At 67.1% G+C, this 25,665-nt stretch carries 28 protein-coding genes; 11 read left to right on the top strand and 17 right to left on the bottom strand.

Translation table 11 applies throughout. From position 1 onward, the window contains the following. Positions 1–15: 15 nt before the first annotated feature. Together NW198_RS00285 and NW198_RS00280 are read left to right on the top strand one after the other, a co-directional pair. Positions 16–1,053 carry an iron ABC transporter permease gene (locus NW198_RS00285; protein ID WP_204204661.1) on the top strand — a complete coding sequence of 346 codons (1,038 nt, stop codon included), beginning with the start codon at positions 16–18 and terminating at the stop codon, positions 1,051–1,053. A gap of 152 nt (positions 1,054–1,205) precedes the next feature. Beyond that, the gene (locus tag NW198_RS00280) at positions 1,206–2,267 is read left to right on the top strand and encodes an ABC transporter ATP-binding protein (protein WP_258339537.1); all 1,062 of its coding nucleotides are present in this window, start codon (positions 1,206–1,208) and stop codon (positions 2,265–2,267) included. A gap of 100 nt (positions 2,268–2,367) precedes the next feature. On the opposite strand, the gene NW198_RS00275 is transcribed toward NW198_RS00280, so the two are convergent. The 3 genes from NW198_RS00275 to NW198_RS00265 form a co-directional block, all read right to left on the bottom strand. Then, the gene (locus NW198_RS00275) at positions 2,368–3,165 is read right to left on the bottom strand and encodes a CHAD domain-containing protein (RefSeq protein ID WP_258339536.1); all 798 of its coding nucleotides are present in this window, start codon (positions 3,163–3,165) and stop codon (positions 2,368–2,370) included. A 124-nt stretch (positions 3,166–3,289) separates the two neighbouring features. Beyond that, positions 3,290–4,600 carry a hypothetical protein gene (locus NW198_RS00270; RefSeq protein ID WP_087315422.1) on the bottom strand — a complete coding sequence of 437 codons (1,311 nt, stop codon included), beginning with the start codon at positions 4,598–4,600 and terminating at the stop codon, positions 3,290–3,292. Continuing rightward, entirely contained in the window at positions 4,597–5,943 is a 1,347-nt protein-coding gene (locus NW198_RS00265; RefSeq protein WP_258339533.1) for a putative ABC transporter permease, read from the bottom strand. The genes NW198_RS00270 and NW198_RS00265 overlap by 4 nt, the downstream gene beginning before the upstream one ends. A gap of 201 nt (positions 5,944–6,144) precedes the next feature. On the opposite strand from NW198_RS00265, the gene NW198_RS00260 reads away from it, so the two are divergent. Beyond that, positions 6,145–7,074, top strand: coding sequence for a LysR family transcriptional regulator (locus tag NW198_RS00260; RefSeq protein WP_258339532.1), 930 nt, complete (start codon positions 6,145–6,147; stop codon positions 7,072–7,074). A 130-nt stretch (positions 7,075–7,204) separates the two neighbouring features. Here the strand turns inward: NW198_RS00260 and NW198_RS00255 are convergent, their stop codons facing one another. Further along, positions 7,205–8,206 carry a hypothetical protein gene (locus NW198_RS00255; protein ID WP_258339531.1) on the bottom strand — a complete coding sequence of 334 codons (1,002 nt, stop codon included), beginning with the start codon at positions 8,204–8,206 and terminating at the stop codon, positions 7,205–7,207. 147 nt (positions 8,207–8,353) lie between these two features. On the opposite strand from NW198_RS00255, the gene NW198_RS00250 reads away from it, so the two are divergent. The 5 genes from NW198_RS00250 (at position 8,354) to NW198_RS00230 (ending at position 12,188) form a co-directional block, all read left to right on the top strand. Further along, positions 8,354–9,106 carry an SDR family oxidoreductase gene (locus tag NW198_RS00250; RefSeq protein ID WP_258339530.1) on the top strand — a complete coding sequence of 251 codons (753 nt, stop codon included), beginning with the start codon at positions 8,354–8,356 and terminating at the stop codon, positions 9,104–9,106. A gap of 186 nt (positions 9,107–9,292) precedes the next feature. After that, on the top strand, positions 9,293–10,309 hold the full coding sequence (locus tag NW198_RS00245; RefSeq protein ID WP_258339529.1) for a Gfo/Idh/MocA family protein: 1,017 nt from the start codon (positions 9,293–9,295) through the stop codon (positions 10,307–10,309). Positions 10,310–10,427: 118 nt separating this feature from the next. Beyond that, positions 10,428–10,724: a hypothetical protein gene (locus NW198_RS00240; RefSeq protein ID WP_258339528.1), complete on the top strand. Its 297-nt coding sequence runs from the start codon at positions 10,428–10,430 to the stop codon at positions 10,722–10,724. Positions 10,725–10,989: 265 nt separating this feature from the next. Beyond that, entirely contained in the window at positions 10,990–11,655 is a 666-nt protein-coding gene (locus tag NW198_RS00235) for an MBL fold metallo-hydrolase (protein ID WP_258339527.1), read from the top strand. Positions 11,656–11,720: 65 nt separating this feature from the next. Further along, positions 11,721–12,188 carry a prolyl-tRNA synthetase associated domain-containing protein gene (locus NW198_RS00230; RefSeq protein ID WP_258339526.1) on the top strand — a complete coding sequence of 156 codons (468 nt, stop codon included), beginning with the start codon at positions 11,721–11,723 and terminating at the stop codon, positions 12,186–12,188. A gap of 7 nt (positions 12,189–12,195) precedes the next feature. Here NW198_RS00230 and NW198_RS00225 read toward each other — a convergent pair whose 3' ends face one another. Then, positions 12,196–12,717 carry a DNA-3-methyladenine glycosylase I gene (locus NW198_RS00225; RefSeq protein ID WP_258339525.1) on the bottom strand — a complete coding sequence of 174 codons (522 nt, stop codon included), beginning with the start codon at positions 12,715–12,717 and terminating at the stop codon, positions 12,196–12,198. Between the two features lie 61 nt (positions 12,718–12,778). Between NW198_RS00225 and NW198_RS00220 the strand changes: the two genes are divergently transcribed. Continuing rightward, a complete protein-coding gene (locus NW198_RS00220) occupies positions 12,779–13,213 on the top strand; it encodes a DUF1810 domain-containing protein (protein WP_258339524.1) in 435 nt (144 codons plus the stop codon). A gap of 162 nt (positions 13,214–13,375) precedes the next feature. Here NW198_RS00220 and NW198_RS00215 read toward each other — a convergent pair whose 3' ends face one another. The 6 genes from NW198_RS00215 to NW198_RS00190 are packed head-to-tail and all read right to left on the bottom strand — an operon-like array spanning position 13,376 to position 19,799. Then, positions 13,376–14,620 carry an MFS transporter gene (locus NW198_RS00215; protein WP_258339523.1) on the bottom strand — a complete coding sequence of 415 codons (1,245 nt, stop codon included), beginning with the start codon at positions 14,618–14,620 and terminating at the stop codon, positions 13,376–13,378. 42 nt (positions 14,621–14,662) lie between these two features. Then, the gene (locus NW198_RS00210; protein ID WP_258339522.1) at positions 14,663–15,301 is read right to left on the bottom strand and encodes a response regulator; all 639 of its coding nucleotides are present in this window, start codon (positions 15,299–15,301) and stop codon (positions 14,663–14,665) included. Continuing rightward, complete coding sequence (locus NW198_RS00205; protein WP_258339521.1) at positions 15,298–16,425, bottom strand: sensor histidine kinase; 1,128 nt, start codon at positions 16,423–16,425, stop codon at positions 15,298–15,300. Before NW198_RS00205 ends, NW198_RS00210 begins: the two co-directional genes overlap by 4 nt. Before the next feature lie 34 nt (positions 16,426–16,459). Beyond that, positions 16,460–17,662 carry an ABC transporter permease gene (locus NW198_RS00200; RefSeq protein WP_258339520.1) on the bottom strand — a complete coding sequence of 401 codons (1,203 nt, stop codon included), beginning with the start codon at positions 17,660–17,662 and terminating at the stop codon, positions 16,460–16,462. After that, positions 17,649–18,827 carry an ABC transporter permease gene (locus tag NW198_RS00195; RefSeq protein ID WP_258339519.1) on the bottom strand — a complete coding sequence of 393 codons (1,179 nt, stop codon included), beginning with the start codon at positions 18,825–18,827 and terminating at the stop codon, positions 17,649–17,651. The genes NW198_RS00200 and NW198_RS00195 overlap by 14 nt, the downstream gene beginning before the upstream one ends. A gap of 9 nt (positions 18,828–18,836) precedes the next feature. Then, positions 18,837–19,799: an ABC transporter ATP-binding protein gene (locus NW198_RS00190; protein WP_258339518.1), complete on the bottom strand. Its 963-nt coding sequence runs from the start codon at positions 19,797–19,799 to the stop codon at positions 18,837–18,839. Positions 19,800–19,934: 135 nt separating this feature from the next. Between NW198_RS00190 and NW198_RS00185 the strand changes: the two genes are divergently transcribed. Then, complete coding sequence (locus NW198_RS00185) at positions 19,935–21,359, top strand: DUF2252 domain-containing protein (protein WP_258339517.1); 1,425 nt, start codon at positions 19,935–19,937, stop codon at positions 21,357–21,359. Positions 21,360–21,366: 7 nt separating this feature from the next. Here the strand turns inward: NW198_RS00185 and NW198_RS00180 are convergent, their stop codons facing one another. The 5 genes from NW198_RS00180 to NW198_RS00160 form a co-directional block, all read right to left on the bottom strand. Further along, positions 21,367–21,741 carry a hypothetical protein gene (locus NW198_RS00180; protein WP_087315460.1) on the bottom strand — a complete coding sequence of 125 codons (375 nt, stop codon included), beginning with the start codon at positions 21,739–21,741 and terminating at the stop codon, positions 21,367–21,369. Positions 21,742–22,015: 274 nt separating this feature from the next. Continuing rightward, positions 22,016–22,210 (bottom strand): hypothetical protein, encoded by a 195-nt coding sequence (locus NW198_RS00175; protein ID WP_258339516.1) that lies wholly within the window; start codon positions 22,208–22,210, stop codon positions 22,016–22,018. 15 nt (positions 22,211–22,225) lie between these two features. Continuing rightward, on the bottom strand, positions 22,226–22,444 hold the full coding sequence (locus tag NW198_RS00170) for a PIN domain-containing protein (protein ID WP_258339515.1): 219 nt from the start codon (positions 22,442–22,444) through the stop codon (positions 22,226–22,228). Next, positions 22,437–22,718 (bottom strand): hypothetical protein, encoded by a 282-nt coding sequence (locus tag NW198_RS00165; RefSeq protein ID WP_258339514.1) that lies wholly within the window; start codon positions 22,716–22,718, stop codon positions 22,437–22,439. Before NW198_RS00165 ends, NW198_RS00170 begins: the two co-directional genes overlap by 8 nt. Before the next feature lie 71 nt (positions 22,719–22,789). Continuing rightward, positions 22,790–23,002, bottom strand: coding sequence for a winged helix-turn-helix transcriptional regulator (locus tag NW198_RS00160; protein WP_375378020.1), 213 nt, complete (start codon positions 23,000–23,002; stop codon positions 22,790–22,792). A 199-nt stretch (positions 23,003–23,201) separates the two neighbouring features. On the opposite strand from NW198_RS00160, the gene NW198_RS00155 reads away from it, so the two are divergent. Beyond that, positions 23,202–24,497, top strand: a complete 1,296-nt coding sequence (locus tag NW198_RS00155) for an ATP-binding protein (RefSeq protein ID WP_258339513.1) — start codon at positions 23,202–23,204, stop codon at positions 24,495–24,497. A gap of 39 nt (positions 24,498–24,536) precedes the next feature. On the opposite strand, the gene NW198_RS00150 is transcribed toward NW198_RS00155, so the two are convergent. Continuing rightward, the gene (locus NW198_RS00150) at positions 24,537–25,568 is read right to left on the bottom strand and encodes a helix-turn-helix transcriptional regulator (protein ID WP_258339512.1); all 1,032 of its coding nucleotides are present in this window, start codon (positions 25,566–25,568) and stop codon (positions 24,537–24,539) included. Positions 25,569–25,665 lie beyond the last annotated feature (97 nt).

Below are 25,665 nucleotides of genomic sequence, written 5' to 3'. Positions count from 1 at the left end.
GGCTGCGGCGCGACAGTGCTCGAGAGGGGGCGCGGAGGCGAGAAGGGCGGAGCGTCGCGGGCGCTCGCCTTCGACCTCGTCGTTCTTCTCGGCCTGGCGGCGCTCTTCGTCGCGAGCCTCTGCCTGGGAAGCGTTGGCACCACGCCCGCAGACGTGCTGCGCATCCTCGCGGCGGGCCCCGGCGACGGCTCCACCGCGGCGCAGGTCATCTGGCAGATTCGCCTGCCGCGCGCCGTCGAGGCGGTGCTTCTGGGCGGTGCGCTCTCGCTCTCGGGCTTCCTGCTGCAGACCTTCTTTGCCAACCCCATCGCCGACCCCTTCGTGCTGGGCGTCTCCTCGGGCGCCAAGCTCGTGGTGGCCGTGGTCATGATCGTGGTGCTGGGGGCCGGGCAGGTCATGAGCCCGGGCGCCTCCGTCGTCGCGGCGTTTGCGGGGTCGCTTCTCACCATGGGCTTTGTGCTGCTCATCTCGCGACGCGTGCGCACGCAGAGCATGCTCATCGTCGCGGGCGTGATGGTGGGCTACATCTGCTCCGCCGCGACCAACTTCCTCGTGGCCTTTGCCGACGACCAGTCCATCGTGAACCTGGACAACTGGTCGCGCGGCAGCTTCTCGGGAGCCACCTGGCCTGACGTGGCCATCGTCGCCGTGGCGGTTCTCGCCATGGGCGCCGCCGTCTTTGCGCTCTCCAAGCCGCTCGGCGCCTACCAGCTCGGCGAGGCCTACGCGCAGAGCGTTGGCGTCGACGTCCGGGGGCTGCGCATGCTCATCGTCGCAGTGTCGAGCCTGCTCTCGGCCTGCGTCGCCGCCTTCTCAGGCCCGGTCTCGTTCGTGGGCATCGCCGCGCCGCACCTGGCGCGCCGCGGGGTGGGGTCGTCGCGCCCGCTCTACGTGACGCCGGCATGCTTTCTCACCGGCGCGGCCTTCTGCTGCGGGTGCGACCTCATCGCGCGCACGCTCTTCTCGCCGGTCGAGCTCTCCGTGAGCGCCGTGACCGCCGTCTTTGGCGCGCCGGTCGTGATCGCCCTCATGCTCCGCAGGAGGTCCCGATGACTGCTCATTGGGGACGTGTTTTTTCGTGCAGACAGAACGGGACAGGTTTGCCGCCGGGCGACGGCGGAAGGGGCCAAAACCTGTCCCGTTCTGTCTGCACGAAAAAACACGTCCCCAATGAGCAGAACGCGCTGGAGCTGCGGGATCTGGCGGTGGGGCACGGGCAGCGGGCGCTCGTGCGCGACGTCTGCCTGGCCGTGCGGCCGGGGCGGGTCGTGGCGCTCATCGGCCCCAACGGCTCCGGCAAGACCACGATTCTGCGCACCGTGGCGGGCCAGCTGCGCGCGCTCGGCGGCGTCGTGGAGCTCTTCGGCCGAGTGCTCGACGAGGTGCCGGCGACCGAGCGTGCGCAGGAGATGGCGGTCATGCTCACCGGCAGGCCGAGCACGGAGCTGCTCACCTGCCGCGACGTCGTGGAGGCGGGCCGCTACCCCTTCACCGGCAGGCTCGGCGTGCTGGGCGAGAAGGACCACGAGGCCGTGCGCGCCGCGCTGGAGGCCACGGGCACGGCAGAGCTCACCGAGCGCGACTTTGCCCACATCAGCGACGGCCAGCGGCAGCGCGTCCTTCTCGCCCGGGCGCTCTGCCAGGAGCCGCGCGTGCTGCTGCTCGACGAGCCCACGTCGTACTTGGACGTTCGCTCGCAGCTCGAGATGCTGCAGCTCCTGCGGCGCGAGGCCCGCGAGCGCAGCATGGCCGTCGTGGCGTCGCTGCACGAGATCGATCTCGCGCAGAAGGCGGCCGACCACGTGATCTGCATCCGCGACGGGCGTGTGATGTGCCAGGGGGCACCCGACGAGGTCCTCACGGCCGAGCGCGTCGCCGAGCTCTACGACCTTGGGCCCGGAGCGTACGACCCCGCCTTCGGCAGCGTCGAACTGGCGCGGCCGGAGGGCGATCCGGAGGTCTTCGTGATCGCCGGCGGCGGGACGGGCGCAGCGTGCTTCCGGCAGCTCGCGCGCGACGGCGTGCCGTTTGCGACGGGGGTGCTGCACGAGCACGACGCCGACGGGCTGCTCGCGCGCAGCCTGGCCGTACGCGCCATCTACGAGCGCGACTTCGAGCCCGTGAGCGAGCGCGCCGTGGCGCAGGCGCGCGAGGTCCTTCTTGGCTGCAGGCGGGTCATCTGCTGCGTGGGCGGCTTCGGCACGATGAACGCGCGCAACGCCGAGCTCCTCGACGCCGCCCGCGCCGCCGGCCTTCTGTCTGGCTGACAGTCACGTCGGGTTGACAATAACGTCAGGTTATATTGTCAAGCGAGGCGCTTGACAATATAACCTGACGTTATTGTCAACCCGACGTGACTGTCCCCAATTAGCAGACGCGGCAGAACTCGTCGACGAGCGCCTGGTTCTGGGAGAGAAGAACCTCGAGCGCCCGACGCGCCTCGGAAGACAGCCCCGCGGTCGGGAACTCGCCCGCCATCGTGACGTTGACGCGGGCGTCGCAGATGTCGCCGAGCTCGTCCTGGACGTCCTTCATGCGTGCGCCCTCGGCAGCGGCGCCCGGGCCCAGCAGGTCCGCGAAGCTCTCGCCCACATAGCGGACGCGCTTGGCGCGCTTGCGCAGAGTGTGCACCGCGTCGGCGTCCGCGCGGTCGACGGTCGCGTACCCCTCGTCCACCACGCGCACGAGCTCGTCGAAGCTCGCCCGCACGTCGTCGAGCGTCACGCCGTCCTCGCGCACGCGGTCCTTCCACGGCAGCTTGCCCAGGCCCTTGCGCACGCGGCGCAGCGCCTGGCGCGTGTGCCTCCCGCGCATGACGTCGATCACGTGGTTGCGCTCGAGCTCGCGCAGCTCGGAGATCTTATCGGCCAGCTCGCCGCAGGGCACGTCGAGCGCGCGGACCTGGCGCAGCAGCACGTCGTACTCGCGCAGGCGGGAGGTCTCCACCACCACGGAGCGCAGCTCGTCCTGAAGCAGGCGGTGGCGCCGGCGCTTGAGAAACGGCGAGACAAAGACGAGCAGGCTCCGCAGCGTGCGGATGGAGATGCGGAAACGGTGGATGGTCTCGGCGTCGTCGGGGTCGGCGAGAAACGCCTTGAGGCGCCGCTCCACGGTGTCGTCCCACTCGCGCAGCACGCGGGCAAGCTCCTTACGAACGTCCCCCATCGCAACCTCCGGATCGGGTTGACAATCACGTCAGGTTATATTGTCAAGCACCTCGCTTGACAATATAACCTGACGTGATTGTCAACCCGGCGTGATCGTCAACCTGTAACCTGACGGTCAACCGTCAAGCCAGCGACTGCATCCAGGCGATGTAGACGCTCGGGTAGTGGCCGTAGAGCACCTGCATCGGGTTCACGTCGGCGAGAAGGTCGTGCACGAGCGACACCACGCCGCCCGCGCTCGCCAGGTCCTCTGCCGTGGGAATCTCGCGCCCCAGATCCTCGACGAGCTTGTCCACGTGCTCGCGGTCCTCGGGCACGTAGGGGCACTCCACGCCCGTGTTGGCCTCGAAGACCTCGCACATCGCCTCGTACTTCTCGTCAAATCCCTCGTCACCGTAGCCGGGCAGCCACAGGTCGTGCCCGTAGCGCGTGTAGCCCCACGAGGCAAGCGGCAGGCGCGGCACCATGTCGCTCGGGTTCAGGATGTTGAAGATGTTGTCGTAGAGCGCATCGCCCGTGTTCTCCACGGTGGTGAGCTCGGGAGTGGCAAAGGTGTAGCAGTAGATGCTCTCCAGCGGCGCCAGCACGCGCAGGCCCAGCGTCATGTCGTCGGCGTAGGAGGCCGCGAGGTTGGCCGTCGCCGCGCCGCGCGAGTGGCCACAGAAGAGCAGCGCCACGTCGTCGGTGCCGCCGTCGCCCGCCTCGCGCGTGATGCGCTCCGCGAGGTCGTCCACAATCTCGTTGGCGGCGCGCATGAAGCCCTCGTGGTCGATCGCGTCCATCTCGTAGTCCGCGGCGTCGCCCATGTTGAGGTCGCTCAGCCACTCCGAGCCGTAGCTGCCGCGCACGGACACCAGGTAGAGGGTCTTCTCGCGCCCATCGTCCGCCGTCACGCGCTTGGTCGCCACGGAGTAGGCCACCACGTCGTCCGTGCCGGCGAGAAAGTCCACCACCTCGTCGAAGATCTCGCTCCGGTACTGGTAGGACGCCGTGGAGATGTCCTCGAAGCCCAGCTCGGCCAGGGCCGCCTCCATGTAGGCCGGCGAGTCGGAGCCCTCCTGGTAGTAGCCGGACTCGGAGTTGGCCACGGCGGAGAGCACCGCGCAGGTGGTGGCCAGCTCGTGGTTGTACACGGTGGGGTCGGCAAAGAACCACTCGTCGTCCCAGGCGACCTCGGTGGAGATGGTCTCGGCGCCCGTGGCCATGCTCGTGAAGTCGATCTGCGCGGTGAAGGCGCCCGTGCGGCCAGTGGAGCCCTCGAGCTCCTGCGGAGCGCTCGGGGCAGAGACGGCTCCCAGGCCCAGGCGCTCCTGCTCCTGGCGGTGGTGCACCGCCACGGCTAGCGCCACGCCGGCCACCACCACAAGCGCCAGCAGGGCAAGAAGAACGCGCAGCCCCCAGCGGGGACGCCTCTTTCCAGCCTCGTCCGTCACGCGGCATCATCCTCGAACGTAGCGTCGGCGGCGTCCTCGAGAGCCTCCTCGCCGGCCACGACGTTGGCGGCGCGGCCGGCGCCGTCCACGCGCGCGGAGTCGTCCGGCGTGATGGTCATGGACTCGAAGCGGTGCGCCATGTAGTCGTTGTCGTAGTGCTCCGCGTAGAACTGCTCCACGGGCGTGGTCTGCGGGATGCCGGAGAGACGCTCAAACCAGCAGTCCAGCGCCTCGAGCGTCATGACGCCGTTCACCAGCATGAGCACGGCGCAGAGCGTGGTAAAGGAGTAGCGGACCTTCCACGGGATGAGGTTGATGAGCCTGAGCATCCAGGGCAGGCAGAACTTGATCCACACGAAGCCGAGCGCGCCCCACATGCACATGAAAAGCGCGCTCGTGCGCCCACCAAAGATCACGGCGATGGGGTCCGGGAAGAGCCCAAAGATCGTGGAGCCCGAGTAGTCCCAGGCCACGGCACCAAAGCCCATCTCCATGAACCAGGCCGTCGCCGCCTCAAAGAGGCCGCCGATGACGGCAGAGACCAGGAAGATGATCACCGGGTTGGCCTTGTAGAAGCGGTTGAGCGCCACCGTCATGAGCACGGCACCAAACCCGTAGATGGGCGAGAAGGGCCCAAAGAGCAGGCCGGCACGGTCCTGAATTTCTCCGGGGACCACCACCGCGAAGTGATAGACGGTCTCGATGATGAGGCCGAGGAAGCAGCAGATCACGAAGACCCAGAACAGGTTGAAGAAGTTGAGCTCGATATAGCCCTTGCCCTCGAGGTCGCGCCCGAGCATGCCCTCCTCGGCCGCCTCGCGGTCCACCATGTCCTGCACGCGCTTCTTGAGCGCGCGCTCCTGACGCAGCGACGGGTCCACGGTAACGGAGATCGCCACGAGGATGAGCAGCTGGATGGCATCGGAGATCAGTGTGGTGTCGATGCCCTGCAGCATGATCTTCAGCAGAATCTGAATGACCGAGGTGCCAATGAGCACGTGCGACCAGCGCACCGCGTTGCGCCGCCGGCTCTTGCGCAGCGAGTGACCAAAGACGAGCAGGGCCACCGCGTTTCCAATGGTCACGAGGTAGCTGATGACGAGAAGGACCACGGGCAGGGTGGGATCGGTGCCCACGATAATCATCGACGGATCGGTCTGGAGCGCCCATGCCATGAGGGCAGCAAAGACGATGACCGCAAACACGGTGAACACACCGAGGACCGTACAGAGAACGCCGTAGAGGCGCATCACGAGCGGGATCTTCTCCCCCTCCGCGATATGGGCTGGCGTGGCGCCCGACTTCTCGGGCTTCGTCGGTTCGGACTGCGGATCAGGGGTCATACGAACTCCTCGGGAGGACTTTGGCAGATAGTCAGACAGAGTAACGATACCTGAAGAACGAGCACCTCAGACCGCGCATGACATCCGATTCAATTAATCAAGCGCTGGTTGATATTGGAGGGCGCGTTCTTCTCGCCGGCCCGCGCCAGCTGACCGCGACTAGACTAGGGACGATTGAAGGACTTCCACCGGAGTGGGGACATGAACATCAGACAGCTCGTGTTTTTCTGCCGTGCGGCGAGCGCTGGAAACTTCTCCGCAGCCGCAAAGGGGGAGGGCGTCACCGTTCAGGCCGTCTCGAAGTCGATTCACGAGCTCGAGGAGGAGGTCGGCGGGCGCCTCTTTGTCCGCGAGGGACGAGGGATGCGCCTCACCCAGCTCGGGAGCATGCTCCTCGAGCCGGCACTCAAGACCGTCGAGAGCTTCAATTCCCTCGAGCAGACGGTGGCGTCGTGGCAGAGCGCTTCCTCCAGAGAGGACCTCAGGCTCGCGCTCGTCACCCCTCCGTTCTCGAAGCACGAGTTCATCTGCGCCATCATCGCGCGCCTCATCACGCACTCGCTTGGGGTGGAGACCCACCTCTCCGTCTCGGTCGGAAAGAGCGCGCTGACGGGCCTTCGCGCCGGGGCCCTCGACGCCCTGTTCACGATTGGCGAGTTTGACGCCCCGGGCTGCACCTGCGTCCAGATTGGGATGGTCATGCCCGGGGTGTTCATGGGCAGGCACCACCCGCTGCGCGGCAAGCGCCCCCTGACCTTTGCCGACCTCGAGCCCTACCCCGTGCTCTGGTCGGAGGAGATAGACGGCTTCAACGAGACGATTCTCAACAGCTGCCTGAAGCACGGGCTCTCCTCCCCCCTCGAGAGCATCGGCACCAACGAGGAGGTGGTCGACTTCCTCGAGAACCGCAACGGCTACATCATGGGAGTCAACCTCAGGGCGCTGAGCATCGTGCCCTTCGCCATGATGCACGAGGTTGACCCGGAGCGCGCGCCCTCGATACCCGTCTGCCTCGTGATGCTCGACGCGCCGCAGAGGCCTGAGGTGGAGCGCCTCAACAGGTTTGCCCGAAGCGAGTTCTCCTTCATGAAGCGCCTCTTCAGCTCCGACAAGACGGTAGCCGGCAGCTAGCGCGCCGGGCATGCGCCGCCTCCGAAACGGCAGTTGACGCCACGCTGCAGGTTTGACAATAACGTCAGGTTATATTGTCAACCGAAGCGCTTGACGAAACAACCTGACGTGATTGTCAACCGATTGTCGCCTACGCGGCCGAGGGGGCACTCTCCTGCTCCGCGCGGCCGAGGGCCTTCTTGAAGCCCTTGGACATGCCGGAGAGCTTCTCGTAGACGTCGACCTGCGGAGTGTCCGCGCGACCGGCCTCGATGTAGCGGCGCATGACGGAGACGAGGATGTAGGGCTTCACAAAGGCGCCGTGGATGCCGCCCCACAGCACCAGCGCGATGACGGCGCAGAGCACGATCAGCGAGGTGCCGGCGGGCACGGCGGTGCCGTCCTCGAGCGTGGCGGCGGCGTCGATGTCGGCGAGCACGGCCGTCAGCGGCTCGATGGAGCCCAGCAGGAGGTAGGCCACGCCGAAGAACGCGCCGCCGATAAGCGCGAGCGACACGATGGTGATGGCGATGACCTTGGCGGAGTTCTTCATGAGCGTCTTCCAGTTCTGGAAGTAGATCACGGCGCCGTCGCAGGTGCTCTTGAACGCGGACTGCTCGCTGTGGAGGAAGACCCAGCCCAGGCTGCAGTAGTTGAGGTACTCGAGCACCACGCTCACGATGGCGGAGATGATGCCGGCGATGATCGAGGCGGCGCCGGCGTTGTCCTCGCCGTCGATGCCGCGTGCGATCGCGTTCATGCCGGAGGAGATCTCGGTGGTGATGGCCCTGGTGACGCTCCACAGGCCGTAGTAGACGCTCGCCGTGGCAAAGCGGCTCTTGACGGCGCGCTTGCCCGCCACGTAGGTGTCCTCGGGGAGCTCGCCGGTGGCGACGCCCTCGGTGATCATGGCCACCTGACCGGCAGTGAGGAGGTAGCCGCCGTAGTGGGCGACCAGGTAGAAGACGATAAGGGCCACGATGAACGCAACGCCCGTGGCGGCGAGCTGGGCCGCCTCATCCAGGCCGGCGAGGCCCGTGGCCACAAAGGTGATCAGCGGCAACGCGGCCAGCATGATGACGCACAGGATGGTCCGCACGAGGCGCATGACGGAGAACTTCAGCGTGCGGCGGTAGATCTCGGAGTTCTTCACGGTGTTCCTTTCACGGTGTTCAGGCGATTCGCAAAATCTGAAAGACAATATCAGCTGCGGCCCGGCGGGCGAGAAGAACGCGCCAATGTCATCCAGAGGTGGATAATGGGGGCAACGGCAACGGCATCGCCAACCACGGAGGCTCTCATGACCAACATCGCCATCGTCACCGGAGCGTCGTCCGGGCTCGGGCGCGAGATCGTCCGCCAGCTCGAGGGAGGAGCCTTCGGGAGGCTCGACCAGATCTGGACCGTCTCTCGCCAAGCCGAGAAGACCAGCCGACTCGTGCGTCCCTTCACGCTCGACCTCACGGACGCCGACTCGTTCGACGTCCTGGGGGACGCGCTCTCCCGGACGCCCGACGCGCGCGTGGCGCTGCTCGTGAACAACGCGGGCTTCGGCACGTTCGGCGACTTCGCGGACATGCCCGCGCGCGACAACGCGGACATGGTGCGCCTCCTCATGCTGGCCCCCGTGGAGCTCACGTACCGCGCGCTGCCGCACATGGCGGCAGGGTCGCGCATCCTCAACGTGGCGAGCGTGGCCGCCTTCATGCCTCAGCCGGGGCTCGCCACCTACTCCGCGGCCAAGCGCTTCGTGCTCGACCTCTCCCGCGCACTCGATGCCGAGCTCGGACCCGTGGACATCCACGTGACCGCCCTCTGCCCCAAGTTCATGCGCACGGGATTTCTCGACCATCCGGGCGCGGACGACGTCGCCGCGCGAATGTCGCGGCTCACGGGCTTTGAGGACGTGGGGCGCGTCGCGGCGCGCGGGCTCAGGGCGGCGCGAGAAGGACGCGCGCTCTGCATCCCGTCGGCTGACATGCGGGTGCTCTACGTGGCGACCAAGGTGCTGCCGTACCCGCTCGCGCTCGCCGTGGAGCGCGCGCTGCTGTAGCGCCGGGGCAACACCCCAGGTGCGTCACCCCAGGTGCCTGATTTCCGCCATCTGCGTACCGTGGTGCCTGATTTCCGCCATATGCGTAAAATCGGAACCAAAATCCGGTCATATGCGTGTCCCTCACACGCATATGACGCGATTCCGGCACCTGGCAAAACGTCACACCGCAGAAAAGGGGCGCGCATGGCCGAGAAGAACGTCCGCTGGGGCATCGTCGGCGCGGGGCGCATAGCCCACCGCTTCGCACGAAGCCTCGCGCACGAGCCGCATTCCGAGCTCGTCGCCATCAGCTGCCGCTCCGCCGGGCGGGCCGCTGCCTTTGCCGCAGAGCACGGCGTGCCGGAGGGAGGCACGTTCTCCGACGATGGCCTCGGGGGCGTGGCGGGCGCAGCCCACGCCGCCCTTCTCGCCCGGCCCGACGTCGATGCCGTCTACCTGGCGCTCCCCCACGGGATGCACCTCACCTGGGCCGTCGCCGCGCTGCGCGCCGGCAAGGCGGTCCTCTGCGAGAAGCCCGCGTGCGCGAGCGCGGCGGAGACGCGGGCGCTCGTCGACGCGGCGCGAACGGAAGGCGTCCTTCTCATGGAGGCCATGAAGACGCGCTTCACCCCGCTCTACCGGCGCGTCCGCGAGCTGGTGGCCGAGGGCGCCATCGGGGAGCTCATGCGCGTGGAGGCGCTTCTGGAAAACGACATGGGCGACCGCATCGCCCGCGGCGGCGACTACATGTCCGACCCCGCGGCCGGCGGCATCCTGCTGGACTCCGGCATCTACTGCGCGGCGTGGATCGACGACTACCTGCCCGGCCCGCACGAGGTCGTATCCGAGCAGGCGCGATGGGACCACGGCATCGACTGCTTCGTGGACGCCGAGCTCGCGCTGGGCGCAAAGGGCGAGAAGACCGCGCGCCTGGCCACCGCCGCGGACACCGCCGGCCCGCGCACCGCGACGCTCGTGGGCACCGCCGGCAAGATCGTGGTCGAGGACATGCACCGCCCGCAGCGCGCCGTTCTTCTCGCCGACGGGGCCGAGCCCGCGAGGCTGGACGTCCCCTACCCCGTGGACGACTTCTACGACCAGATCGCGCACTTCACAGACCTGCTGCGCGCCGGGCTCACGGAGTCGCCCGTCATGTCGCTCGCGGCAACGCTGCGCTGCGCGGAGCTCCTCGACGCCGTGCGTGCCAAGATTGCCGCATAGGGCCGCCGTCTGCCCCTCAACCAACGGCGCACGCAGCCTTCAGGCCCCTGAAGCCGCCCGACAGCAGGTACCCTAGAGGGACAAACGCGCGCCACGCGCACGATCCGAAAGGAAGAACATGGACGTTCAGGACATCATCGCCCAGGTCTCCGCGGCCCTTGCCGACGCCCCCGAGAAGCTCCAGGGGCTCGTCTCCGACCCCAAGGGCACCATCGAGGAGCTCACCGGCCACGACCTCGGCGACGTCGACCCTTCCGAGATCGTCGACGGCATCAAGAGCCACGTCGCCGAGGGCGGCATCGACCTTGGCGGGCTCGACCTCGGCAACCTCGCCGAGGGCCTTGGCGGCGCCCTCGAGAACAGCCCGCTCGGAGGCATCGCCGACACCATCGGCGGCCTCTTCGGCAAGAAGTAGGACGAGAAGGGCGCGGGCACGCCCGCACTTCTTTGCATTTCACAGGTTTCGGCCCGCACTTACGGCCCGCACTCATCCAGTGCGGGCCGTCGCGCACTTGTTGGGGGCACTTGCGGCCATCGAGCGAGTGGACGCCCGCACTCAAGGGGCGCAGGCGTCATAACCGCCCGCACTTCTCGCCCGCACTCATGAGTGCGGGCACCACAACGGCACCGCCCCATCCGGGTAGAATGGGCGCATCCACCACGTCGTGAGAGGGGCAGCCATGAGCCTGAGCCTGGAGAACGTCCGCGTGTACACCCAGAGCGCCATCCGCATCGAGGGGGCGCGCGGCACTGTGGCCTACCTCGACCCCTTCTCGCTCACCGACGCCGAGGCGGCGCACGACGCGGACTACGTGCTGATCACCCACGCCCACTACGACCATCTCTCACCCGAGGACTATGCGCGCGTGGCGGGCGAGAAGACCGTAGTCGTGGCGCCGGCGAGCATGGCGAGCGAGGTCGCGGGGCTGGGCGCTGCCGCGACGCACCTCATGCGCGCGGGCGAGAAGCTGGAGCTCCCCGGGCTGACCGTGGAGGCCGTGCCCGCCTACAACGTGGAGCCCGAGCGGCTGGCCATGCATCCGCAGGCCAACGGTTGGCTCGGCTACGTGCTCGCGCTCGACGGCGAGCCCACGCGCTACTACGTCTCCGGCGACACGGACCAGAACGTCGACAACGAGGTTGTGCGCTGCGACGTTGCGCTCGTGCCCATCGGCGGCACCTACACCTGCGACCCGCGCCAGGCCGCGACCCTTGTGAACGCGCTGCGCCCGGCCGTCGTGGTGCCCACCCACTACGGCAGCATCGTCGGCACCTACGCCGACTTCGACGCCTTCGCCGCCGCCGTGGACCCTGCCATCGCCGTCGTCCGCAAGCTCGAGCGATGATACGAAGGGACAGTCCCTTCGTATCATTTTCGCGGGAGGTCAACCTGTACGGAAAAACTGAGACAATGGCGCTGCTTGACCAGGCGGGGATCGCCTACGAGCTCTACGAGCACGAGGCGGTCTTCACCGTGGAGCAGGCACATGCCGCGGGTATCCCCCATCCCGAGCTCGGCGCCAAGAACCTCTTCCTGCGGGACGACAAGCACCGCGCGTACTACCTCGTCTGCCTACCGGACGAGAAGGACGTCTCGCTGCGAGAGGTCCAGGAGCGGCTGGGGTCGCGCCGTCTCTCGTTTGCCAGCGATAAGGACCTACGCTCGATGCTCGGCCTGGTGCCGGGCTCCGTCACGCCGCTCGGTGCGCTGAACGACGTCGAACACCGCGTGGAGGTTGTGATCGACCAGGAGCTCGTCGACGCCGGGCACGTGACCGTGCACCCGTGCGACAACACCGCGACCATCCTTCTCGCCACCGCGGACCTGATTGCGCTGCTGCGCGAGCACGGCCGCACCGTGCGCGTTGTCGACCTGTAGCGCCCCGTTAATTCGAGACGCAGAGCGTCTCGAAGTGCGAGTAGACCGTCGTGGGGCCCAGGTACTTGAAGCCGCGTCGACGCAGATCGGCGGCCACGCGCGCGGAAAGGCCGTTGCTCACGGGAATCCATCCATCAGCGTGCTTGTTGTAGAGGATTGTCTTGCCGTCCGAGAAACCCCAGAGGTAGGCGTCAAAGCTGCCGAACTCCTCGCGCACCCGCTGGAAGCACTGCGCGTTGTTGATGATGGCCTCAACCTTGCGACGCGAGCAGATCATGCCCGGCGTGGCCAGAATGCGATCGACGTCGTCCGGACCAAACCCGGCCACCGCATCAAAGTCAAAGCCCGCAAAGCACGTCCGCATGACCTCGCGCTTGTGCAGCATCATGGTCCAGTTGAGCCCGCACTGCATCACCTCGAGCGAGAGGTACTCGAACTGCGTGCGGTCGTCGTGCACCGGCACGCCCCACTCCTCGTCGTGGTAGCGCAGGCAGAGCTCATCGGTGGTATCCCAGTCGCAGTAGGACATGCGGTCCCCTGTTCTTCTCGACCTTGACAAGCCTATTATCTGACAGAGAAGGGAGTCGAACATGCCCAACGCTGACTTTGACATCGAGCGCTTTGTCCGCGCGCAGGACGGCGGCGCCTACGAGCAGGCGCTCGCCGAGATTCGCGCCGGCCGAAAGCGGAGCCACTGGATCTGGTTTGTCTTTCCGCAGGTGCGCGGGCTCGGGCGCAGCGCCATGGCGGAGCGCTACGGCATCGCCAGCCGCGCGGAGCTTGACGCGTACGTCAACCATCCCCTGCTCAGGGCGCGCCTGGTCGAGATTTCACGCGCACTTCTCGCCCTTCCGGGAAGCGACCCCGTTGCCGTGCTGGGGGACATCGACGCGCTTAAGGTCCGCTCGTCGATGACGCTCTTCGGGCTCACGGGCACAGACCCCGTCTTTGGCGCTGTGCTGGACAAGTACTACGCCGGCAGCCGCGACGAGCTCACGCTGCGAATTGTGAGCGAGAGCTGGTAATAATGGCCCTTACGTGCCGACACTCATGAGTGCCCGCCAGGAGTGTCGGCCGAGTTGACAGGTTACGGTGAGGAGTGCCGGCTGCGGCAAGTGACTTTGCCGACACTCGTGAGTGCCGGCTGGGAGTGTCGGCATGATACGAGGGGGGATTGCCCCCTCGCATCACTGCTCGATGTGATGGATGGCGGGGATTGCCCAGGTCACGCAGGCGAGAAGAACCATCGCGGCGCCGGCCCCCACAAACCACGCCGGTGCGCCAACGGCATCCGCGAAGAGCGACGAGAACGACAGCCCAAGCGGCAACGCCCAGGACATGATGGCACCGTAGAGGCCAAAGACGCGCCCCAGGTACTCGGGCGGAACCTTCTCCTGCATGAGCGCGGTCTGCGGACCGGAGTAGAACGGCGAGCTCAGGCCCATGAGGAAGCTCATGGCGAGAAACGCGACGAAACCGCCCGTCCCAAGCAGCCCCGCCCCGAGCGTGGCCACGCCATAGAGCGCCGTCGCCGCCACGACCGTGAGCGCGCGGTTCTTGAACCCGCCCGTCGCCGTGAGCAGCGCCGATCCCGCGATCATGCCCACCGAGAACACAATCTCTGCCGTGGCGGCGTCGCCCGTGGTGCCGCCGAAGTGATCGAGCGTCATGAGCGGAAAGAGCGCCGATATGGGCGAGAAGACCAGCGTGAACACGAAGCCGCACCACAGCAGCGCGAAGAGGCCACGGTAGCCGCGCAGCACGCGGTAGCCGTCGGCGGTCTCCGCGGCGAGGGCGCGCGCCTGGGCCACGAGGCCGAGGCCCTTCTCGCCCGCCGTCACGCCGGCCCCCGAACCCCCAACGTCGAGCCGCGCCGCCAGCACCGCGACCGTGGCAAAGAGCGCGCCCGCCACGTCCAGCGCGATCATGGCCGTGAGCCCCCAGAGCGGGTAGATCACCGCCGCTATGGCCGTACCGAGGATGTAGCCGCCCGACTGGACGGCCTGTGTCACGCCCGCGAGGCGCGTGAGGTGCTCGGCCGGCGCCACGAGCGGCGTGAGCGCCTGGAAGGCGGGCGTGTGCAGGGAGCTGCCGATGGCCCGCACGAAGAGCGCCGCCATGACCACCCACACAGGCAGCGCGCCCGTGAGCGAGACCATCGCCACGACGGCACTCACTGCGGCGATGAAGAGGTCGGCCCCGATGAGCGTGGTCCTGAGCGGCAGGCGGTCGACGATTGCCCCCGCGAAGGTACCGAAGAGCGCGAGCGGCAGAAAGCCCGCGAGCGACGCCAGCGAGAGCATGCTCGCCGAGTTTGTAGTGAGCGTGATGTGCCAGACGAAGCCCATCTGCAGGATGGAGCTCGTGAGCACCGAGACGAGCTCGCCGCCCCACACGCACGCGAGCTTGAGCTTCCAAGAGGTGTTTGTCACAAGAATTCCCGTCCTAAGACAAAAGGGGCTGGTTCGTTTGTCTTATCGAAGCGCCCTCCAGTATGCCACAGCAATCTGCGTGCGATTCTTCAGATGGAGCTTGGCAAGGATCGAGCTGATGTGGTTGCGAACGGTACCCTCGCCCATGTAGGCGGCGGCCGCGACCTCCCGGTTGTCCAGCCCCTCGGCAATGAGCGCCACGACATCGCGCTCGCGGTCTGTGAGCTGGGGAAAGATCGCCGTGAGGTCGGGCTTCTCGGCCACCGGCGCACCCGCTCCCAGGGCGACCGCCCGCTCCAGCACCTCGCCCTCCAGCACGCTGCGCCCTGCCATCACCGCGCGCAGCGCCGGGGCCACCCCCGCCACGTCCTGCTTGATGAGGTAGCCCGCAGCGCCCAGAGCAAGGGCGCGCACGATGTACTCGTCGTCGGAGAAGGTGGTGAGAAAGACCACGCGCGGCGACTCCGGGGAGGCGAGGATCTTCTCGGCGGCGGCAAGGCCGTCCATCCCCGGCATCTGGATGTCGAGAAGGACGATGTCAGGCGCGGCGTCGGCCGCCAGGCGCACGGCGTCGGCCCCGTCCGTCCCGCAGCCTGCGACCTCGATGTCGGGCTGTGCGTCCAGCACGATCTGGAGCGACTCCACCACCACGGCGTCGTCGTCTGCTATGACGACCCTCATGTGCGCCTCCTATCTCCACCAGAGCGCGGCACGCTGGCGAAGACGGTCCAGCCTCCGCCCTCGCCGGAACCGACGCGAAACGTCCCGCCGAGCGCGCGCACGCGTTCCTCCATCGAGGCGAGCCCCATGCCGGGGCCACTACCGGGCGCGCCGGCCGCCGTCGTTCCATCATCAGTCACCGTGAGCCGCCAGAGGCCCGGGTGCTCCACCAGCTCCACGCTCACGTGGCGCGCGTTCGAGTGGCGCAGCACGTTGGAGACGGCCTCACGCGCGACCGCAGTAAGGCAGCTCGCCACGGCAGCCGGCGCCTCCCCCGCCTCCACGCGCACCGTGGGCGCGAGCTCCGTCCCCTCGCAGGCACGCTCCACGACCGCGCGCACCTGTACCGAGAGGTCGCAGGCATCGTCGCGCAGGTCGTGCACGCTCGCGCGCACCTCGTCGAGCGCCTCGCGCACGGTGAGCGCCACGGCGGCGAGGTCCTTCTCGGCAGGCTCGCCGCTGTGCATCACGCGGTACGCCTCGGCCTGCACCACGGCGCGCGTGAGCAGGTGGCCCACGTTGTCATGGATGTCTCGCGCGATGCGGGCCCGCTCGGAGAGCGTGGCCAGACGCACCTCATAGTCCTGGGCGTCCAGGAGCTCGCGGTTCTTCTCGGCAAGGGAGAGCTCGGCGGCGCGCAGCTCGTCGCGGGTGCGCAGGGCGTCGCGGTCGCGACACTCAAAGACGCCGGCACGAAGCCCGAGCCACGCGCCCACCACGGCCCCGAGAACGGCGAGAAGGACGACAGGGCCCTCGGCGCCAACGCACCAGCCAAGCGCAAGGGCAACGGGTGCGGCAAGGGGCGCAAGCCGCGCGCGACCTCCTTCGAGCGATGCGACGAAGCAGAGGTCACAGGCAGCGACGCCAAGCAGCGCAGCGGAGTTAGGCAGCACGCACACGAGGGCGCAGCACAGAAGCGGCGGCACGAGGCGTACCGACCCGCGCAAGACCTCGACGAGCGAGGCCGACGTCACGGCCGCAAGCAGCGCGACCACGACCGCCGCGCCCACCGTCCCGCGCGCGGTGGCAGCGAGCGCGGGCAGGCAGGCGACGAGCGCCACGACCTTGTCGACGAGTCTCTCCATAAGGGCGATTCTAGCAGGGCCGCCGGACGCTCCCCTACGCGGCGCCCGCCACACGACGACGCGCGCGGCCGACGGCGAGCCCGGCGGCGCAGATTGCCACGGCAAAGAGCGCCACGATTCCCACAGACGTGCTCACCTCGGCGAGAAGGGCAGGCGTGACGCCGTTCGCACCAAGCGCGGCCTCCACGGCGCTCGAGGCCCAAAACGAGGGCGAGAGGCGAGCCGCGGCCTGCACGCCCGCAGGCAGGAGCGCAAGCGGCGCCCAGGCGCCGCCGAGAAAAGAGAGCACCATCGCGCCGATGTTGCCGACCGCGTTGAGCGCCTGCTCGGAGAGTCCCAACTGCGCGAGAAGAAACGCGATCGCCAGCGGAACAAGCGCGAAGGGAAGCATCGAGAGGAGCGCTAGACCAACGAGAAGCGGATCCACGCCCGTAAGCGAGCCCCCGCAGGCGACGACGCCCACCAGGCACGTCCACGCCCACACGCAGGCCACGAGCACGCAGCACGCGCCGAGTTCGCCGGAGGCAAGGCGCGCGGGCGCAACGGGAGCGGCGGCGTTGCGGCGACGAATCTCCGGGCGCTGATACGCGGCCAACGTGACGCCGGCAACGACCACGATCGAGCTCATGACAGAGTAGGTCGAGAAGCGCAGGTAGACCGCGAGCCCGCTGCCCGTCGCATCCTCCGTGCCCGTGGAGTCCACACTCATGTCTACCCGCTCGTCCGCGACGGCGAGCGCGAGCTCGGCCACCTCGGATGCGGTGGCGTCCGGCTCGAGCGCGGCCGCCTGGGCGGCGAGGCTCACCCAGCGCGAGGTCGCCGTCGCGGCCAGGGCGCCCGCCTGCACGTCCGTGCCATAGGCGACCTCGAGCGGTGCGGGGTCACGCCCGGCACGCGCATCCGCGATCAGGTCCCCCTCAAAGCCGGCGGGCAGCACGACCAGGCAGTCCACGGCACCGGTCGCGACGCTATCCTGCAGCGCGAGCGGCTCGTCGTCCACGGTCACGACCTCGGCATTCTTCTTTGCCCAGGAAACGAGCGCGCCCGAGAGCTCGGAGCCGTCACGATCCACGACGGCCACGCGGGCCTCGAAGGCCGGTCCGGAGGCAGCCGCAGCGGCGCCGGTGCCCAGGTCGCCGATCACAAGCACGCCCAGCAGCGAGAGAAAGACCACGTACACGGTCAGATAGACGGGGTGCGCGGCCGCCACGCGCAGCGCGGTCCTAAAGATGCTCATAGCTCTGCCTCCTAAAGGCGACCGTTGCCAGGACGAGAAGGACGAGCGAGGCCGCCACGCAGACGGCGACGCGCAGGGCGAAGGGGGCGAGCGACGTGTAGAAGTAGAGCGAGTAGAACGTGTCGCAGACGAGCTTGGTGGGGTTGACCCACGCGGTCCACGGTGCGGTGCGCGCGAGCCAGTCCGAAAGCTCGAGCGCCGCGGTGCCGTAGAGGCCCGCAAAAAGCGAAAGCAGGCACGTGAGGCCCGTCATGATGCCGGAGCGGGCGGAGAGGTCGGCACGGATGGGCAGCGCTCCGACAAACGCGCCGATCGCGGTGGCGAGCAGCGAGCACGCGCCGACCCCCACCAGGCAGAGGCCCTCGCGCCCCGCAAAGTCCACGCCCACCACGAGGAGCAGGAACGCGAAGGCGAGCGCGAGCGCCACAAACGATACGACCCACGCGCCGGCAACGCAGCCGACGAGCTGACGCCCGCGCGGCGTGCCCGCGACCGCACGTCGCGCGCCGAGCTCGGAGACGCAGGGCTGCGCAGAGGCCACCGCGAGCATGCCCGCCTGCGTGGCCATGAGCGTGGCCATGCCGAGAAGCGCGTAGTAGTAGCGCACGATCTCGTCGGGCGTGGCGTGGGTGACCTGCGCGCGCTCGACGCCGGCGGAGAGCTCGAGCGCCGAGGCCACGGCGGCGGGATCGTCGAGCGTCGCCGGGTCGCGCTCGGCGACCTCGGCCATGAGCGCACCCGACTGCACGTACGAGCTGGCCACGGCCTCGAGCACCGCGGCGCCCACCGATCCGGCGTCGGCAACCGTGAGATCGGGCGCGCCGTCGGCTGAGACCTCGTAATAGCCCTCGACCTCGCCAGCGGCAAGAAGGTTGGCCGCCTCGGCGCTCGTCTCAACGAGCCGCAGGTCAAGAAGCTGATCGTCGCCATCTGCGGCGAGCGCCTCGAGGACCTCGGCGAAGTCGAGGGTCTCGGCTGCACCGTCCCTCTCGTCCGCCGCTCCCACGAGCGCCACGGAAATCGGGTCCGCGACGCCATCCGTGCGCATGCCGGAGAACATGAACAGGAAGATGGTTGACATGATGATGGGGAACGCAAGCACCCAGATGATGACCGAGGGCGCACGAACGAGCGATTTGAGCGTCACCACAAACGAGCTTCCCATGGCTGCCCCCTAGTCGCGCAGCTCGCGGCCGCAGAGCTCAAGAAAGACGTCGTTTAAGGTAGGCGGTTCGCACATCACGCGCCCCAGGCGCACGCCCGCGCCCGCGAGCGCACCGAGGACGTCGGTGAGGTTGTGGGGGCTCGGCTCGCAGGTCACGAGCAGCGTGCCATCCGAGAGCTCGGCCGAGCGCACGTGCGAGAGGCCGCGCAGGCGCTCGAGCGTGCCTTCGCGCAGCTCGCCCACCTCGGCCGTGATCTTCTCGCCGAGGCTGATCATGCGCTTGAGCTCGTCAGCTGTGCCCTGCGCCACCGCCCGCCCGCGGTCGCAGATCATGATGCGACCGCAGATCTGCTCGACCTCCTCCATGTAGTGGCTCGTGTAGACCACCGTGGCGCCCTCGTCGCGCAGGCGGCAGATGCCGTCCAGGATGTTGGCGCGGCTCTGCGGGTCAACGGCGACGGTGGGCTCGTCGAAGAAGATGAGCTCCGGGCGGTGGGCGATGCCGCAGGCGATGTTGAGCCGCCGCGCCAGGCCGCCGGAGAGCTTGCCCGGGCGAAAGCGCACGTAGTCGCCGAGGCCCACAAAGTCAATCGCCTCGTCCACCAGCTGGCGGCGCCGGCGGCGGTCGCGCACGTAGAGCGCGCAAAAGGCGTCCACGTTCTCGCGCACGGTGAGCTCGTCGAAGACGGCCACCTGCTGCGGGACCACGCCCACTCGCGTCTTGAGATCGTAGCGGTTCGGCCCCATCGGCTCGCCGAAGAGCTCGATGGTGCCGCGGTCGTAGGAGAGCAGCTGGAGGATGCAGTTGATGGCCGTGGTCTTGCCCGAGCCGTTGGGGCCCAGGAGGCCAAAGATCTCCCCCTTGCGCACGGAGAGGTCCAGGTGATCGAGCGCGACGAGCTCGCGATAGCGCTTGACGAGACCCGTGACGCGGACGACGTCTTGCGATGGTGCGGTCTTCACATGCGACATGGCAGCCCCTTTCTCTTGACGTCATTGTCCCGGGCACGCCCTGCGCGCGGAAGTGAGTTTTGTCACGAGTGAGGCCCCGCGCGCAAAGGGCGCTCCGTGCGTTAATCTGGAGTCACGCCACACGAAAGGACCCGTATGGACGAGCTCGAAGAGGTCGAGAAGAACGCCGCGCCAAGCTCGCAGGCGGTGCTCTACCGTCCCGCGCCCACCGTCGAGGAGCGCCGGGCCGCCGGGCTCGCCGCGCGCGAGGCGTGCCCGATCGAGACGCTCGGCGCCTGGGAGCCGCGCGCGTCCAGCGAGCCTGCGATCGACCTCATCGAGCAGCAGTCCGTCACGCGTGACCCGGGCCTCGTGCCGCTGCGCTACGAGCGCATGGGCGTCTCGCCGTTCACGTTCTACCGCGGCAGCGCCGTCATCATGGCCGCCGACCTCGCCACCATGCCCGTCACCGGCATCGAGGTCCAGTGCATCGGCGACGCGCACGTCGGCAACTTCGGCATCTTCATGAGCCACACGCGCCACCTCGTCTTTGACGTCAACGACTTTGACGAGACCGCGCCCGGGCCCTGGGAGTGGGACGTCATGCGCCTTGTGGCGAGCATCGAGATCTGCGGGCGCGACCGGGGCTTCTCCAAGCAGGACCGCAAGGACGCCGTGCGCGCCTGCGCCAAGCAGTATCGTCGCGCGATGGCCCACTTTGCGGAGAAGGGCGAGCTCGACGTCTGGCACGCCCATCTCGACGTCGAGCGCATGCTCGACGAGTTCGAGCTCGACGGCAAGACCGGGCGGACCATCCGCAAGGTCGTGGAGAAGGCGCGCGAGAAGGACAGCGTGCGCGCGGCCGACCGCCTCACGGTGCGCGATGGCGGGCGCCTGCGCTTTGACACCCGCCCGCCCGAGCTGGTGCCGCTCTCTGAGCTCTCCGCCGAGCAGGGCTACGACACGGCCCAGCTTGGCCACACGCTGCACAGCCTTCTGAACGCCTACTTTGGGAGCATCCCCCGCGACCGCCGCGTCCTTCTCGGCCACTACCGCCTGCAGGACGCCGCGCGCAAGGTCGTAGGCGTGGGCTCGGTGGGACGCCGCGCCTGGATCGCGCTGCTCACCGGGCGCGACGAGGACGACCCGCTGGTCCTCCAGGTCAAGGAGGCGGAGGAGTCCGTCGTGGAGCGCTACTGGCGTCCGAGCGGCTTTGCCAGTCACGGCGAGCGCGTGGTGGAGGGCCAGCGCCTCGTGCAGTCCACGAGCGACTTTTTGCTGGGCTGGACGAGCGTACCCACGGCGGGCGGCGGCACGCGCGACTACTACGTGCGCCAGCTCTGGAACAGCAAGGGCTCGATCGACCTCGCCGCAGTGGGCCCGGAGAGCCTCGAGAACGTCGCGCGGCTCTGCGCGTGGTCGCTCGCGCACGCGCACGCCCGCACCGGCGACGAGGTTGCCATTGCGGCCTACCTCGACGAAGGACACACCTTCGAGGACGCCATGTGGGACTTCGCCCGCGCCTATGCCGACCAGAACGAGGCCGACTATCAGGCGTTTGTTGAGCGGATTAACTCGTAGCTGCCTTCTATACGTCCTTGCTCAGCACGGCAACACGCTGCTGCGAGAGACCCACGAGAGAGGCGATGTCACGCAAGGTGAGACCCTCCTCGCGAAAGCGGCGGATTATTTGTCTAGTGAGGCTTGAGGATATGCGCCGCTTCTCCTCAGCCTCTCTGCGAGCTGCCTCGAGCTCCTCAAGCATTCTTTGCGAGTCAGAGTCAAGCACTGGCAGAACCTCAACGGCATCCACTTCAACGCCAAGCAGCGACGCCGCGTCACGAACCATATTGGCAACTTGATCGAGCCTGCGAGCTTGGGTAAACAGACCCGGAATCTCCTCGACGGAAATGGCCCACCAACCCTCACTCCGAGTCACGCGCGCCGTTACGTCCTTTGCCATGTCACTCACCTCCAAACAGGTGGCGGAGTATCGCGCGAGAAGTAACCTCATTCACCTCAGAATGACGGGGGATTGTCGTCTGTCTGTTCCCAACGCTCACCTTTGTGTGGCTCGAGCCCTCTTCCCAGAACACCACAAGCCCCTTTGACTTCGCCAGCTCGGAGATTTGTCTTCTAAGGACGCGATACTTCATTAAGTACACACCCATTGATAACACAATTCAATAGATATTGTCTAAATAAGGTTATGGGGATTGAATTAGGCGAGTGACTGCCTACCCAAAAGTCTCGAGGTACTCCGCGCAGGTCATGGCTCGGACCTTGGAGCGCTTGAACGCGTCCGCGCTACGCGTGAGGATGACGTCCACGTCATTGAGCTCGGCGCAGGCACAGATGAGGCCGTCCTCGAAGTCCTGCTCGCCGCAGCCGAGCGAGAGCTCGCACTCCTCCGCACCCATCGGCGCGATCACGAGCAGCTCGCGCAGTCATTCCACCGATCTTCTCGCCTGCGCCTCACCATACTGTCGCTGCAGCACGTAATACGCATCCTTGAGCGACCCCACGGCAACAAGTCCCAGGTCTCCCCCACCGTTGCAACGGCGAAGGACCTCGCATGCCTCCGCAGACTGCGGACGCTCCCTGCAAACCGCGTCGAGAAGAACGTTGGTGTCGAAGAGCAGCCTCCTGCTGTTGAAGTCACGCATAGCGACTCGCAATCATGTCGCGCATCTGCTCCTTGGTGAGGTTGACCAGCCACGGCTCGGCCTTGGGAAGGCTCTCCCTGAACTCCATGAAGCGCTCCCAGGCACCACGGGGCTCTTCCGCCGGCGCCGCCTCCGGCACCTCGCCCGTGCGCGCGATGTTCTCCCAGACCACCTTGATGACCTCGGCCGGCGTTGACCCCGCCGCGCGGATGTAGGCGTCCGCGCGCTGACGGACCTTCTCGGCCACGCGCCCGGAAACGACCGCGGTTGCCATGCGAGCCTCCTTTGTAGACGTGTCTACGTAGTAGCAGAGGCACGGGACAAAACGGCTGACGCGCTTCTTGGTCAGCTCGCCAGCTGCGCCTTGAAGCCCTCGCCCCAGGCCTTGAGCGCGTCGATCACGGGCGCGAGGCTCTGGCCCAGCGGCGTGAGCGAGTACTCAACGCGCGGCGGCACCTCGGCGAATACCTCACGATGAACGAGCCCATCGGCTTCCATGGCACGCAGCTGACTTCGCCGAGCGAAGCGTCCTTCTCGACCTGGGCGCGACGGAGGCAATTGGGGCGCTGCGCAAACAATAGGAGCATGCCAGTCGTGAGGCGCCTCAACGTATTAATCCGTATCGGACGATACTGGTCACATTGACGCTGCCACACTCAATATGAACCTTCAAGAGAGTTCGCGATTTTTGTCGTCAATATCCTCGATTATTGTCTACAATAATCCTCGAAAATTGTATCTCGAAGATGAGGTTCGAATGACGCTCAAACCTAGCGGCTACATCCCCCGATTGGTCGACCAGACCATCTCCCGCAGGCTCCGGGGCTTTGGCGCCGTAGAGGTTCAGGGGCCAAAGTTCTGCGGCAAGACATGGTCAAGCATGGCACAGGGAAACAGCATCATTCACCTTGACGACGACGGCATGCGACAAATGGCTCAGCTCGATGTAACCCTTGCCCTTGAGGGGCAGTCGCCTCACATCATTGACGAGTGGCAGGACGTCCCCAAAGTGTGGGACGCCGTGCGCAGGGCAGTTGATGAGCGCGGGAACGAGAAGGGGCTCTTTCTGCTCACAGGCTCATCAACGGTCGACAAGTCCGAGGTCTCCCACAGCGGGGCGGGAAGAATTGCCACGGTGTCGATGCGACCCATGAGCCTTTATGAGAGCGGCAGGTCATCAGGTGCCGTCTCGTTAAGAAAACTCTTTGAGGGCGAACTCACCCCCACTCCCGTCGAGACCGACGTGCGACTGCTCGCAAAAGAGATCTGTCGCGGCGGGTGGCCGGCTTCAATCAACTGTGAAGACGACCTCATCGGCGACGTGCCCGCGCAGTACCTCAATGCGCTCTTCTCGGTAAGCGCGGCAAAGCGCGGCCTTGACGGAAATCTGGCACGTCGTCTTGCGGTCTCACTTGCGCGCAACGTCGGCGCGTCAATGACCTATCAGGCCATGTACTGCGACGTGCATGAGAACGGCGCGTCAAAAGACGTTGACCCCTCCTACTACCAGCACTCTCTGGCGCCCTATCTCACCTTCTTCAAGGATCAGTACTTCGTGGAGGAGCAGCGCGGATGGGATGCGCCGGTCAAGGCTAAGTCCCGAGTGAGATCAAAGCCAAAGAGGACCTTCGTCGACCCCTCTCTTCCCGCCTCCTTGCTCTCGATGACCCCAGATCGCCTTCTTCGAGAGACGCAAGTCTTTGGGACGCTCTTCGAAGAGCTTTGTCTCAGGGACGTGCGCGTGTACTGCTCCGCGCTCGGGACCATCCCCGACGCTGGGGTGCACTACTACGGAGATGCCGACGGCCTCGAAGTTGACATCATCGTTGAGCTTCCTGACGGAAGGTGGGGCGCTTTCGAGGTGAAGCTGAGCGAGGAGAAGGTGCCGGCAGCAGAGCGCAACCTTCTCAGGCTGCGCGATAAGATTGCACGTAACCCCGCCGCACGTAACGCGAATCCCTCGTTCCTTGCGGTCCTTGTTGGCAAGGCGTCCTTCTGCAGAAGGACGCCCAACGGAGTGTTTGTTGTCCCCATTACCGAGCTGGGGGCATGAGGCAATAGCCCACGAGGCACGGTGTCTCGCGCAGGCGCGTCACTCTTCCCGGCCGAACGCCTCCCAGAGCAGCGTCACGATGCCGCAGACGAGACCACCCACCGGCCAGGCTACCCAGAACCACATGGCCGAGGTGCCCTCCGGGGTCCAGGAGTCCATGTTTGGCGCCGAGAACACCGGCGCAAAGAGAAGCGCCAGGCCCACAATCGTGGCCACGATCATGATGACGCCGCACACCGCGCCGAGCTTCTTGCCACGCCGCTTCTGGGCGAGAAGAGCCTCGCGCCGTGCCTCGTCCAGCTCTGCGGATACGATGTCTTCTACCTCGAGATCCTCGGCGATGGAGCGGTTGTACTCCTCGACGTTGACCCGCCCGAGCAGCATGCCGCCGCGCACGATCCACCACACGCCCAGGGCGATGAAGAACATGAGCAGGAAGAGCCCCCAGTTCTCCGCCGTCCTCTCGAGCATGAGCAGGCAGCCGATGCCCGCGAAGATGAGCGCGAGGCCGGCGATGAGCGAAGCTGAGAACTGCCGGCGGGCGGCGGCGCGGTCCTCGTCTGTGTAGAAGTCCTCCACGTAGGGGTGCGCCTTCTGAAACGCCGTGTGCTCCATGCCCGCGGGCACGAGAAACGCGAGGCCCGCGAGGATGCCCACGAGCACGATGATCACGAAGAGGCCGTCGCGCCCGTTCCAGGACGCCAGCTCGACGGCACCCTCAAAGAGCAGGCCGAGCGCGATGCCCAGGAGGATGAGGGCCACGCCGGTGGGGACCTTGAGCGCCATCATGCGCTGGTGCTCCTCGTACCCGCAGACGTCGGTGGGCGGGCCGGCGGGAATGGGGGCCGCCGTCGCAGGCGCGGCGCGGCCGGTGAGGTCGCCCGTCACGAGCTCGTCGAGCGTGCAGTCGAAGATCTCGCACATCTTGAGCAGCTTGTCCATCTCCGGCTGGCTCTTCTCGGCCTCCCACTTCGTGACGCTCTGGCGTGAGACGCCGAGCAGCATGGCCAGCTGCTCCTGGGTCATGTTGCGCTCTGCGCGCAGGTGCTGAAGGTTGTCGCGAAAGCTCATGGTCTGCCCTTCTTCGGGGGTGTGCGCTGTCTGCCGGCACCTTGTATTCTGCGGGTGCGCACGGCGCAATTCTACCAACCAGCGGTGCGCAATTTGG

Source organism: Thermophilibacter sp. ET337 (genome assembly GCF_024733715.1).
Taxonomy (GTDB): Bacteria; Actinomycetota; Coriobacteriia; order Coriobacteriales; family Atopobiaceae; genus Thermophilibacter.
Note: the sequence above shows the minus strand (reverse complement) of the source record. Positions and strands in the feature narration are given on the sequence as shown.